We start from the raw sequence: 12355 nt of genomic DNA on the forward strand, positions 1-12355 counted from the left end.
GCCCCACATGTCCAGCGAACAGACCTTGAAGGGCGTTATCCTCGCTTTCGCTGCGTTCGCGGCCTATGCCTGGAGCGATGCCAGCGTCAAGATGATCGAAGGCGCCTTGAGCCCCTTCGAGATGGCCTTTCTCGGCGCCGTCTTCGGCCTCGCCGGACTGCCATTCCTGATGAAGCGTGAGGACCGACTTTCGGACATGCTGCGGACCACCAGCCGGCCGCTCTGGTTGCTGCGGGCGGTTTCCGCGGCGGTCGGCACGATCGCCAGCGTCACGGCCTTCACCTATCTCTCCATGGCGGAAGCCTTCGCGCTCATCTTCCTGCTCCCGTCCTTCGTGACGATCATGTCTGTCGTCTTCCTGAAGGAGCAGGTTGGCATCCGTCGCTGGAGCGCCGTCATCATCGGCTTCATCGGCGTGCTGGTCGTCCTGCGTCCCGGCTTCCGGGAACTGTCGATCGGCCATCTCGCGGCCGTCTTCGCGGGGCTGAGCGGCGCGATCTCCATCGTCGTCTACCGTGCGATCGGCCACCGCGAGAAGAGCATATCGCTCTACGGCGCGGGCGTCCTCGGCTCCCTGCTGGTCTGCGGCCTTCTGATGCTGCCGGGCTTTGCCTGGCCGACCGCACTGCAATGGCTGATGCTTGCCGGCTATGGCCTGTTCGCGGCGCTTGCGACGATCCTGCTCATGTATGCCACGGCTCACGCGCCGGCCGCAGTCGTCGGGCCGACCCAATACAGCCAGATGCTATGGGCGGTCGCCTTCGGCTATCTCGTCTTCGGCGACCGGGTCGATCTGCCGATGCTTTTCGGCATCATCCTCATCATCGGCTCCGGCCTTCTGACGCTCGCACGCGAGCGCGTGCGAAACGTGCCCCTGCCGGCCTCCGTTGTGACGGACCCGCCGGCAACGGCACTCGCCGCCACCGATGAGACGTCGCCGGACTGATCCGGCACCCTGTATCGGCGACCCGAGCCGTCAGGCACCGTCCCTGGCGATATCGGCGAACTGCTTCATCACCTGCGCCGCGACCGTCAGCCGCTTGTCGGGCGTGGGAAGGTCGCGGGTCAGGAAGACGCTCTGGTCGGGGCGGATCTTTGCCATCGTCCCCTGCTTTGCGATGTACTGCACCAGCCCCGCGGGGTTCGGGAACTGCTTGTCCCGGAAGGTGACGACCAGGCCCTTCGGCCCGGCATCGAGCTTCTCGACATTGGCGATGCGGCAGAGCGACTTGACGTAGACGACCTTCAGCAGGTTCTGCACTTCGGGCGGAAGAGGACCGAAGCGGTCGATCATCTCGGCGCCGAAGCCGTCGATCTCCTTGAGGTCGGTCAGTTCGCCGAGTCGGCGATAGAGGCTCATGCGCAGGTGCAGGTCCGGCACGTAGTCTTCGGGAATCATTACGGTGATGCCGACCGAGATCTGCGGCGACCAGCCCGTGTCGACGATCTCGTCATCACCGCGGACTTCGGCCACGGCCTCCTCCAGCATCTGCTGGTAGAGCTCGAAGCCGACTTCCTTGATGTGCCCGGACTGTTCCTCGCCGAGCAGGTTGCCGGCGCCGCGAATATCCAGGTCGTGGCTCGCCAGCTGAAAACCTGCGCCCAGCGTGTCGAGGGACTGTAGCACCTTCAGCCGGCGTTCGGCCGACGCCGTCAGCTGCTTGTTGACGGGCAGCGTGAAGAGCGCGAACGCACGGACCTTCGAACGCCCGACGCGGCCCCGCAACTGGTAGAGCTGCGCAAGGCCGAACATATCCGCCCGGTGCACGATCAGGGTGTTGGCGGTCGGGACGTCCAGCCCAGACTCCACGATCGTCGTCGACAGCAGGACGTCGTACTTGCCGTCGTAGAAGGCATTCATGATGTCTTCGAGTTCGCCCGAGGCCATCTGGCCATGCGCGACGGCAACCTTCAACTCCGGCAGGTCGGACTGCAGGAAGGCCTGGATGTCGGGCAGGTCCGCAAGGCGCGGGCAGACGTAGAAGCTCTGGCCGCCCCGGTAGTGCTCGCGCATCAATGTCTCGCGGATCACCAGCGGGTCGAAGGGCGAGATGAAGGTGCGAACCGCCATGCGGTCGACGGGCGGCGTGGTGATCAGCGAAAGCTCCCGAACCCCCGTCATCGCCAGTTGCAGTGTCCGCGGAATAGGCGTGGCCGAAAGCGTCAGCACGTGCACGTCGCTCTTCAGTTCCTTCAGCCTCTCCTTGTGCTTGACCCCGAAGTGCTGCTCCTCGTCGATGATCAGCAGGGCGAGGTTCGCAAAACTGATGCCGCTACCCAGCAGGGCATGCGTTCCGACGACAATGTCCACCTTGCCTTCGGCCAGGTCCTTCTTGACCTGGTTCAGTTCCTTTGCGGGAACCAGCCGCGAGGCCTGTGCGACCTTGATGGGAAGGCCGCGGAAGCGCTCCCGGAAGGTCTTGTAGTGCTGCCGCGCCAAAAGCGTGGTCGGAACGACGACGGCGACCTGCCCACCGTTCATCGCCGCCAGGAAGGCAGCCCTGAGCGCGACCTCGGTCTTGCCGAATCCCACGTCGCCGCAGACGAGCCGGTCCATCGGCTTGCCCGCCTCGAGGTCTTCGCGGACCGATTCGATCGCCGTCGCCTGGTCGTCCGTCTCGTCATAGGGAAAACGGGCGGCGAATTCGTCGTAGAGCCCGTCGGGTGCGGCCAGGACCGGCGCGCGGCGGGTGATGCGGCTGGCGGCAACGCGGATCAGCCCCTCCGCCATGTCGAGCAGGCGCTTCTTGAGCTTTGCCTTGCGCGCCTGCCATGCCCCGCCGCCGAGCTTGTCCAGCGGCGCTTCGGCCGCGTCCGACCCGTAGCGCGACAGGAGGTCGATGTTTTCGACCGGCAGGAAGAGCTTGGCATGATCGGCGTAATGGAGTTCAAGGCAGGCGCGCGGCGCGCCGGCCGCCTCGATCGTCACCAGTCCGACGAAGCGCCCGATCCCGTGTTCCGCATGGACGACGAGCGAGCCTTCGTCGAGGCCCGATACTTCCGAGATGAAGTCGCTGCCGCGCTTGCGCCGCTTGCCGCGGCGCACCATCCGGTCCCCGAGAATGTCCTGCTCGCCGATGATCGCGAAACTGTCGGTCTCGAACCCGGTCTCCAGGTTCAGAACCGCCGACGCGGCTTCTCCCTTGTCGAGCTTGTCCAGGTCGGCGAAGGATTCGACCGGCCTGACGCGCTCCAGTCCGTGTTCCTCGAGCACCTGCAGCAGGCGGTCGAGCGAGCCCGGGGACCAGCCCGTGATCAGGACCTTCCGGCCCGCCGCCCGTCGCTCGGCGATATGCTTCACCGCGAGGTCGAAGACATTGACGCGCTCGTCGCGATCGTCCTTCTCGGCCTGCGACTTCGCCCAGCGGGGCCCGACGCGTGCGTCGAGCTCGATGACCCGGCGACTTTGCGTGTCATGTTCGTTGAAGGGCGTGATGCGGACCGCGTTTGCCTCGTCCAGCGCCGCGGCGAACGCCTTGCCGTCGAGATAGAGCTGCCCGGGCGGGACCGGCTTGTAGGGTGCGGCCTGGGCTGCTGCGCCCTTGCCCTGCGAGCCGCTGTCGCGACGCGCCTCGTAATAGTCGAGGATAAGCTTGGATCGCTCGTTCGCCGCCTCGCGGGCGGTATGATCGGCGACGAGCCGGAAGTCTTTCAGATAGTCGAATGCCGTGTCGAGACGCTCGTAGAAGAGCGGCAGCCAATGCTCCATGCCCGCATACCGGCGGCCTTCGGATACGGCCTGGTACAGCGCATCGTCACGGGTGGCGGCACCGAACAGCGCCAGATAATTCGTCCGGAACCGGCTGATCGTGTCGGGCGTCAGCGAGACCTCGCTCATCGGGTTGAGATCGAGAGAGCGTGCCTGACCCGTCGTCCGCTGGCTGGCGGGATCGAATGTACGGATCGTTTCCAGCGTGTCGCCGAAGAAGTCGAGGCGGACGGGTTCGTCGCTGCCGGGAACGAAGACATCGAGAATGCCGCCGCGCACGGCGAACTCTCCCACCTCGCGCACGGTCGGGACCCGGTCGAAGCCGTTGCGCTCAAGGCGCGCGGCGATGTCGTCCATCCGGACGGTGCTGCCGGGTCGGGCCGAAAACGCGAGGCTTTCGATCACCTCGGCCGGCGCGATCTTCTGCAGCATGGCATTGACGGTGACGAGCACGATTGCCGGATGGGGCTTGCGCGCATGGGCGATCAGACCGGATAGCGCCGCAAGTCTCCGGGCGGAGACGTCCGCGCCCGGGGATACGCGGTCATAGGGTAGGCAGTCCCATGCCGGCAGGGTCAGGACCGGAATGTCGGGAGCCATGAAGCCGAGCATCTGCTCGAGATCCGCCATCCGCTGGCCGTCCGACATGACGAACGCCACCGGTTGCCCGGCCCTCGCCATCTCGGCAAGCAGCAGCGCCTCCATGCCCGGGGGAACATTGCCGATGGTCAGCGGGTTGCCGGCCGCGACGACCTTCTTGGCATCAAGAACTGGGATCATTTCTATTGCTCTGACTTCGCCTGCAGGCTGGCTGTCGTCACCGGATCGAAATCGGGCGTGTAGGATGCGACCCGGGCGAAAAGCGGCGTCTTCAGATGCTCGGGCAGCGGATTGGCTCCGGTGATCCACGCGTGCAGGTCGTGGTCGTCCTCGCCCATGATGGCCTCGAACTCGTCCAGTTCCGCATCGGAAAGCGTGGCGATCTCATCTTCCGCAAACTGGCCGAACACGAGATCCATTTCGCGAATGCCGCGGTGCCAGCAGCGATAGAGGATGCGGCGACGTCGAGGGCTAAGATCCGCGCTGCTGCGTGTCAGTCCTGTCATGGAGAGGTCCTTGTCTTTCCCGGTCCATATAGGTCGGATTTTCCGCTTCGTCACCTTGCAAAGCGGTCGAATTCCATCGCATTTTGCCGCCCATGCGCCCCGCCGTCCTCGATCCGCTGTTTTCGTCCGTTGCATCCCTTCCGGGCGTCGGCCCGAAGCTTGCCGAACTCATCGCCCGTGTGACGGGACGCGAGGACGTCGACGACTGCCGCGTCGTGGACCTGCTCTTCCACGCACCGGCGTCCATCATCGACCGCCGCAACCGGCCGTCGATCGCGCTTGCCCCGCAGGGCGCCATTGTCACCATCCAGGGACGCGTGGACCGGCACCAGCCGCCTCCGCCGGGCAAACCGAACATGCCCTATCGCGTCTTCCTTCACGACGCGACCGGCGAACTGGCGCTTACCTTTTTCCGGGTCAAGGGAAACTGGCTGGAGAAGACCCTTCCGCTCGACGAGGAGGTCATGGTCAGCGGCAAGGTCGACTGGTTCAACGGACGTCCCTCCATGGTCCACCCGGACTTCATGGTGAAGATGTCGGAGGCGGACAACCTGCCGCTGGTCGAGCCGGTCTACCCGCTGACGGCGGGTCTTTCGCCGAAGGTCCTGAGGAAGGCGGTCGACGCCGCCCTCGCCCGCCTTCCCGAACTTCCGGAGTGGATCGACGCCACGCTTGCGGAGCGGCAAGGCCTTCCTTCGATCTCTGAGAGCTTCCGGCAGCTGCACGATCCCCGCGACGAGACCGACATCGATCCGAGATCTCCGGCGCGGCGGCGTCTTGCCTATGACGAATTCCTTGCCGGGCAGATCTCGCTCGCGCTTGTGCGCCAGCGTCTTCGCAGGGTCCCCGGCCGGCCGGTCCATTCGACGGGCGAACTGGCGGGCCGGATACGCGATGCCCTGCCCTTCTCCCTCACGCCCAGCCAGGAAAAGGCCGTGGCGGAAATCGGCAAGGACATGGCGGGAGACGACCGCATGCTTCGCCTCCTCCAGGGCGACGTCGGCGCGGGAAAGACGCTGGTCGCCCTGATGGCGATGGTTTCGGCCGTCGAGGCCGGAGGCCAGGCGGTGCTGATGGCCCCGACGGAAATCCTCGCCAGACAGCATCACGCGACCATATCGAAGCTTGCCGCGGCCGCCGGCGTGACGGTGGAAGTGCTGACCGGCAGGACGAAGGGCCGCGAACGGGATGCGATCGTCGAGAGGATCGCGTCCGGCGAGGCGCAGATCATCATCGGCACCCACGCCCTGTTCCAGGACACGGTAAACTATCGGGATCTCGTTCTCGCGGTTGTCGACGAGCAGCATCGCTTCGGCGTCCACCAGCGGCTCCGGCTGACGGCCAAGGGCGTCACCCCGCATATGCTGGTGATGACGGCGACACCGATCCCTCGCACGCTGGTGCTGGCGGCATTCGGCGACATGGACGTGTCGAAGCTGACGGAGAAGCCGGCCGGACGCAAGCCAATCCAGACCGTGACGATCCCCATCGAGCGCACCGGCGAGATCATCGCGCGGCTGCGCACCGCACTCTCCGAAGGCAGGAAGGCCTACTGGATCTGCCCCCTCGTCGAAGAGTCCGACGTTACGGACCTGATGTCGGCGGAGGAGCGGTTCGCAGTGCTGGCAAAGGAGTTCGGAAACGACGTCGGCCTGGTCCACGGCCGGATGACCGGGGCCGAGAAGGATGCCGTGATGGCCGCCTTCAAGGCGGGCACGGTCCGGGTGCTGGTTGCGACGACGGTGGTGGAGGTCGGCGTCGACGTGCCGGATGCGACGATCATGGTGATCGAGCATGCCGAGCGGTTCGGCCTTGCCCAGCTGCATCAGCTGCGCGGCCGCGTGGGCCGCGGCGCCGATACCTCCACCTGCATCCTTCTCTACAAGGGGCCACTCAGCGAGACGGGGCATGCCCGGCTGTCGATCCTGCGCGACAGCGAGGACGGGTTCCTGATTGCGGAAGAGGACCTGAAGCTGCGGGGAGAAGGCGAGGTCCTCGGAACCCGCCAGTCGGGAACTCCCGGCTTCCGGATCGCCAGCCTGGAGGCCCATGCCGACCTGCTGGAGATCGCCCGCAAGGATGCCGGATATCTCCTCGACAAGGACCCGGAGCTGACCGGCGAACGCGGCAGGAATGTCCGCACCCTGCTCTACCTGTTCCGCCGCGACGAAGCCGTCAGGTTCCTTGGAGCGGGTTGACCGTCGAGGTGGCGATCGTCGGCCCGGCTTTCGGCCGGTACTCGGGTGCCAGCAGTCCGCCGGAGATCAGGAGCCTTGCGCCCTCCTCCGGCGTCATGTCGAGGACGATGATCTTGTTGCGCGGCACGAACATCAGGAACCCCGCGGTCGGCACCGGTGTCGGGGCCAGAAACACGCAGACCATTTCCTCGCCGTCCTCGTTCAGGCGCGCCGCGATCTCGCCCTGCGCATCGCCCGAAATGAACACGAGCGCCCAGGTCCCCGGGCTGGGGAACTCGACAAGCCCGCATTTCTTGAAGGAGGTCGATTTCTCCTTCAGGACCGTTTCGAAGATCTGCTTCAGGCTCCGGTAGATCGTCCGCACCAGCGGCATGCGGTGGAGCACCGACTCGCCGAAGTTGACGATCGAACGGCCAATCAGGTTCTTTCCGAGAAAGCCGATGAGAGTGATCAGGGTGATCGCGACGAATATGCCGAGCCCCGGCATGGCCACGTTCAGGTAGTTCTCCGGATTGTAACGCGCCGGGATGTAGGGCTTTACCCAGCTGTCCGCCCAGCGGATGAAACTGAAGGTGAGCCATATGGTAATGGCCAGCGGCGCGCAGATGATCAGTCCGGTCAGGAAGTTGTTGCGGATGCGGGTTGCCAGCGAAATGCGCTCTGGACTGTCGTTCATTGTCTCGCCGTCATGCTGCATCGCCGAAGGGGTCGGGCTGAAGGCGACCATGCCCGACGCGACCCCGCCACGCAAGGGCGGGATCGGCAAAATCCGGGTCCGCGGTCGCGGCGAGGTGATCGACGGGACCGAAAGGGATGCGCACGCGCGGCCGGTGCCTTATTCCACGGTCACCGACTTCGCGAGATTGCGCGGCTGGTCCACATCCGTGCCCATGAAGACGGCGGTGTGATAGGCCAGAAGCTGGATCGGAAGCGAATAGATCATCGGTGCGATGATTTCCGCGACGTTTGGAAGCGTGATCGTCGCCATGGTCGGGAGCTTGGAGGCCGAGGCCCCGCTCTCGTCCGTGAGGAAGATGATCTTGCCGCCGCGGGCCGCCACTTCCTGCATGTTGGAAACGGTCTTCTCGAAGAATCGATCGTGCGGAGCGATCACGATCACCGGCATGTTCTCGTCGATGAGAGCGATCGGGCCGTGCTTCAGTTCGCCCGCGGCATAGCCTTCCGCATGGATGTAGGAGATTTCCTTGAGCTTCAGCGCGCCTTCCATCGCCAACGGATAGCTGGTGCCGCGACCGAGATAGAGAACGTCCTTGAAGCGCGAGAGGTCGCGCGCGAGGGCGATGATCTGCGGTTCGATCGTGTTGAGCACGGAGTTCATCAGCCGCGGCATTTCTGCCAGGCTCTTGATCAACTGCTTCTCCTCGGAGGGAGAGATCGTGCCCCGCGCCTTGCCGGCGGCGATCGCGAGCGATGCGAGGACGGTGAGCTGGCAGGTGAACGCCTTTGTCGAGGCAACGCCGATCTCCGGCCCCGCGAGGATCGGGAACACCGCGTCCGATTCCCGCGCGATCGTCGATTCCTTGACGTTGACCACCGCGCCGATCTTCAGGCCCGCCTCGTGGCAGTAGCGAAGCGATGCGAGCGTGTCGGCGGTCTCCCCGGACTGGGAGATGAAAAGCGCCGCCTGGTCGGGTGACAGCGGGATTTCGCGATAGCGGAATTCCGAGGCGACATCGATCTCGACCGGCAGCCGGGCATAGCGCTCGAACCAGTACTTGCCGATGAGACCGGACAGATAGGCCGTGCCGCAGGCGGAGATCGCAAGTCCGCGCAGCGAGGCGAAATCGATTTGCCCGGTCGCGTCCGGATCGACCGTCAGATTGCCGAGGTCGACATAATGGGCAAGCGCGTGGGAGACCGCCTCCGGCTGCTCATGGATTTCCTTCTCCATGAAGTGCCGGTGGTTGCCCTTGTCGACGAGGTAGGCGGAGGAATGCGTGGTCTGGCGAGGACGCTGTATCCGGTTGCCCTGATGGTCGAAGATCGTCGCCCCATCCCGGCCGATCACCGCCCAGTCGCCATCCACAAGGTAGGTGACCTGGTTCGTCAGCGGGGCGAGCGCGATCGCATCCGAGCCGAGATAGGTCTCCCCGTCGCCGAAGCCGATTGCGAGCGGCGGGCCGAAGCGCGCCGCCATGATGGTCGACGGATCATCCGCGAAGATCACCGCCAGCGCGTAGGCTCCGGTGATTTCGTTGAGCATGGCCTGCATGGCTTCTCGCCGCCCCATTCCGGCGCGAAGATGTTGCGCAAGAAGCTGCGCGACCACTTCCGTGTCCGTCTGGGTCTCGAAGGTGACGCCCTCCGCCTGGAGCTTATCCTTCAATTCCGAGAAATTCTCGATGATACCGTTGTGAACGACGGCAACGCCGTCCACGATATGGGGGTGGGCATTGGTTTCGTTGGGAATGCCGTGGGTCGCCCAGCGCGTGTGGGCGATGCCGATATTCCCGGGCAAGGGATCGGCCGCAAGCTTCCTCTCGAGGTTCACCAGCTTGCCCTCGGCCCGCCTGCGGTCCAGATGCCCCTCGTGGATCGTCGCCACGCCAGCCGAATCGTAGCCCCGATATTCGAGCCGCTTCAGCGCATCCACCAGCCGATCCGCCACCGGTCCCTTACCGACGATGCCAACGATCCCGCACATTCAAAACCTCATTGTTCCCGCGATGTCGCGATGTTCTAGTCGATATATGCACTGCCGCAATTCCCTTTCCGGTCACTTTGCGTGTCGAAAGGTAACCGCGGCTGTTACGACGTCCTCTTTTTGGCTGCCTTGATCGCCAGCGCCCGTTCGCGGATCACCTTTGCCCGCTCGGGCTTGGTTTCCTGCCGGGCGCGCCCGAGAGCCAATGCATCGGCGGGAACGTCCTCCGTGATGACGCTTCCGGAGCCCACATAGGCGCCATCCCCGATCGAGACTGGCGCGACCAGAGCGGAGTTCGAACCGATGAAGGCATCCGAACCAATCTGCGTGAGGTGCTTGTTGACGCCGTCATAGTTGCAGGTGATCGTGCCCGCGCCGATATTCGCATGCGCGCCAACTACGGCATCGCCGATATAGGTGAGATGGTTGACCTTCGCCCCTTCGCCGATCTCTGCTTTCTTGACCTCGCAGAAGTTTCCGACCTTCGCCTTCGACGCGATATTCGCGCCCGGTCGCAGCCGCGCGAACGGGCCGATCGTGGCACCGGCGCTGACATGTGCACCCTCGACATGGGAGAAGGCGTGGATGACGGCGCCGCCGTCTACTCTCACACCCGGCCCGAATACCACGTTCGGCTCGATCACCGCGTCCTGCCCGATCTGCGTATCATATGCGAGGAAGACGGTTTCCGGAGCGATCATGGTCACGCCGGCCAGCATGATCTCGTGCCGCCGCCGCTCCTGCCACAGCCGTTCCAGCACCGCGAGTTCAGCGCGGTTGTTGCACCCGGCCGTCTCCGCCTCCGGAGCATCGACGGCAACCGCCCTGCCCCCGCTCGCCCGCACGATCTCGACGAGATCGGTCAGGTAGTATTCGCCCTTGGCATTGTCGTTCCCGATCCGATCGAGAAGCTCCAGCGCCCGGCGACCGTTGATCGCCATGATGCCGCTGTTACACCAGTTGACCTTGCGCTCCTCGTCCGTCGCGTCCTTCTCCTCCCGGATGGCGACGAGTTCGCCGTTCTCGACCAGAAGGCGTCCGTAGCCGGTCGGGCGATCGGTGTGAAATCCGATGACGGCGACATCCGCGCCCTTGGCCAGTTCCTCGCGCGCCGCGGCGAGCGGCCCGGCCGTTACCAGCGGCGCATCGCCGTAGGTCACCAGGATGTCGTCGAAGCCGGCCGAGAGCGCGTCGCGCGCCGTGAGGACGGCATGGCCGGTCCCGAGCCGTTCCGTCTGGAGGAATGTCCGGATCGTCACCCCGTCAAGTTCGGCCGCGCCGGCCACCGCGTCCGCATCGCGCCCGAGCACCAGTGCGACATCGACGATGCCGGCCGAGGCGACGGCCCGCATGACATGCCCGATCATAGGCAGCCCCGCGATGGGATGAAGGACCTTCGACATCGACGACTTCATTCGGGTGCTGTCGCCAGCGGCAAGAATGACGGCCAGGCAGGTACGATTCATGGCGGTTTCCTCGATAAACTCGAGCGGCACTTAGCAGCAACTCGATTGACAGGCGATAAACGGCTTATGTCCGGCTGCAACAAAAAAGGGCGCCCGCAGGGGCGCCCTTTCCGCATGCGGCGGCTGCCTTACTGCGGCAGCTTGTCGTCGACGCCGGCGACGTAGAAGTTCATACCGAGGAGAACGCCGTCTTCGGCCTTCTCGTCTGCAGCCAGCCAGTCCGAACCGTCCTGCTTCTTTACCGGGCCGGTGAACGGATGCAGTTCGCCCGACTTGATTTTCGCCTCGGTCTCTTCCGCCATCGCCTTCACGTCGTCAGGCATGTTGGTGTAGGGCGCCATGGTCAGGATGCCGTCCTTCAGGCCGTCCCAGATCTGCTCGGACTTCCAGTTGCCGTCGAGGAGGGCCTGCGTGCGCTTGATGTAATAGGCGCCCCAGGTGTCGACGATCGCGGTCAGCTGGGTCTCGGGGCCAGCCTTGATCATGTCGGATGCCTGGCCGAAGGCCTTGATGCCGCGCTCGGCCGCCACCTGCATCGGCGCGGTCGTGTCGGTGTGCTGCGTCAGGATATCGACGCCCTGGTCGATCAGCGCCTTGGCCGCATCGGCTTCCTTGCCAGGGTCGAACCAGGTGTTGGCCCAGACGACCTTGACCTTGAACTCCGGATTGACCGACTGCGCGCCGAGCATGAAGGAGTTGATGCCCATCACCACTTCCGGGATCGGGAAGGATGCGATGTAACCGGCGACGCCCTTTTCGGAGAGCTTTGCCGCGATCTGGCCCTGGATATAGCGGCCTTCGTAGAAGCGCGCATTATAGGTGGACACGTTGTCCGCCGACTTGAAGCCGGTGGCGTGTTCGAACTTCACGTCCGGAAACTTCTCGGCGACCTTCATGGTGGCATCCATGAAGCCGAAGGAGGTCGTGTAGATCAGGGCACAGCCGGAACGGGCCATGCGCTCGATCGCACGCTCCGCATCCGGGCCTTCCGGAACGTTCTCGAGGAACGGCGTCTCGATCTTGTCGCCGAAGTGGGCCTGCAGTTCCTGGCGACCGATGTCGTGTGCCTGTGTCCAGCCGCCGTCGGTCTTGGAGCCGACGTAGATGAAGCAGACCTTGGTCTTGTCCTGGGCCTGGGCGCCGCTGGCGAAGCCGCCGAGAAGGGCCGCCGAAGCGGCAAGTGCGATGATCAGTTTCTTCATTTTTTGACC

General features: G+C 64.8%; 8 protein-coding genes. 2 read left to right on the forward strand and 6 right to left on the reverse strand.

Features of this window, described 5'->3' with window-relative positions; all coding sequences use genetic code 11:
- The first annotated feature begins 7 nt into the window (after positions 1-7).
- Positions 8-946 (forward strand): DMT family transporter, encoded by a 939-nt coding sequence (locus ACWGPT_RS05610; protein ID WP_452604612.1) that lies wholly within the window; start codon positions 8-10, stop codon positions 944-946.
- A 30-nt stretch (positions 947-976) separates the two neighbouring features.
- Here the strand turns inward: ACWGPT_RS05610 and mfd are convergent, their stop codons facing one another.
- Together mfd and ACWGPT_RS05620 are read right to left on the reverse strand one after the other, a co-directional pair.
- Complete coding sequence (mfd, locus tag ACWGPT_RS05615) at positions 977-4489, reverse strand: transcription-repair coupling factor (protein ID WP_452604613.1); 3513 nt, start codon at positions 4487-4489, stop codon at positions 977-979.
- Positions 4490-4491: 2 nt separating this feature from the next.
- Complete coding sequence (locus ACWGPT_RS05620; protein ID WP_452604614.1) at positions 4492-4815, reverse strand: succinate dehydrogenase assembly factor 2; 324 nt, start codon at positions 4813-4815, stop codon at positions 4492-4494.
- 92 nt (positions 4816-4907) lie between these two features.
- On the opposite strand from ACWGPT_RS05620, the gene recG reads away from it, so the two are divergent.
- Positions 4908-7013 (forward strand): ATP-dependent DNA helicase RecG, encoded by a 2106-nt coding sequence (gene recG, locus ACWGPT_RS05625; RefSeq protein ID WP_452604615.1) that lies wholly within the window; start codon positions 4908-4910, stop codon positions 7011-7013.
- Here recG and ACWGPT_RS05630 read toward each other — a convergent pair.
- From ACWGPT_RS05630 to ACWGPT_RS05645, 4 genes are all read right to left on the reverse strand, one after another.
- Positions 6991-7689 carry a DUF502 domain-containing protein gene (locus ACWGPT_RS05630; protein WP_452604616.1) on the reverse strand — a complete coding sequence of 233 codons (699 nt, stop codon included), beginning with the start codon at positions 7687-7689 and terminating at the stop codon, positions 6991-6993. The two genes, recG and ACWGPT_RS05630, sit on opposite strands and share 23 nt — an antisense overlap.
- A gap of 159 nt (positions 7690-7848) precedes the next feature.
- Positions 7849-9678, reverse strand: coding sequence for a glutamine--fructose-6-phosphate transaminase (isomerizing) (glmS, locus tag ACWGPT_RS05635; protein WP_452604617.1), 1830 nt, complete (start codon positions 9676-9678; stop codon positions 7849-7851).
- A gap of 104 nt (positions 9679-9782) precedes the next feature.
- A complete protein-coding gene (gene glmU, locus ACWGPT_RS05640; protein WP_452604618.1) occupies positions 9783-11144 on the reverse strand; it encodes a bifunctional UDP-N-acetylglucosamine diphosphorylase/glucosamine-1-phosphate N-acetyltransferase GlmU in 1362 nt (453 codons plus the stop codon).
- A 128-nt stretch (positions 11145-11272) separates the two neighbouring features.
- Positions 11273-12346, reverse strand: a complete 1074-nt coding sequence (locus ACWGPT_RS05645) for a BMP family ABC transporter substrate-binding protein (RefSeq protein ID WP_452604619.1) — start codon at positions 12344-12346, stop codon at positions 11273-11275.
- Positions 12347-12355 lie beyond the last annotated feature (9 nt).

The sequence above is a fragment of the Pseudorhizobium sp. NPDC055634 genome, from assembly GCF_053618655.1.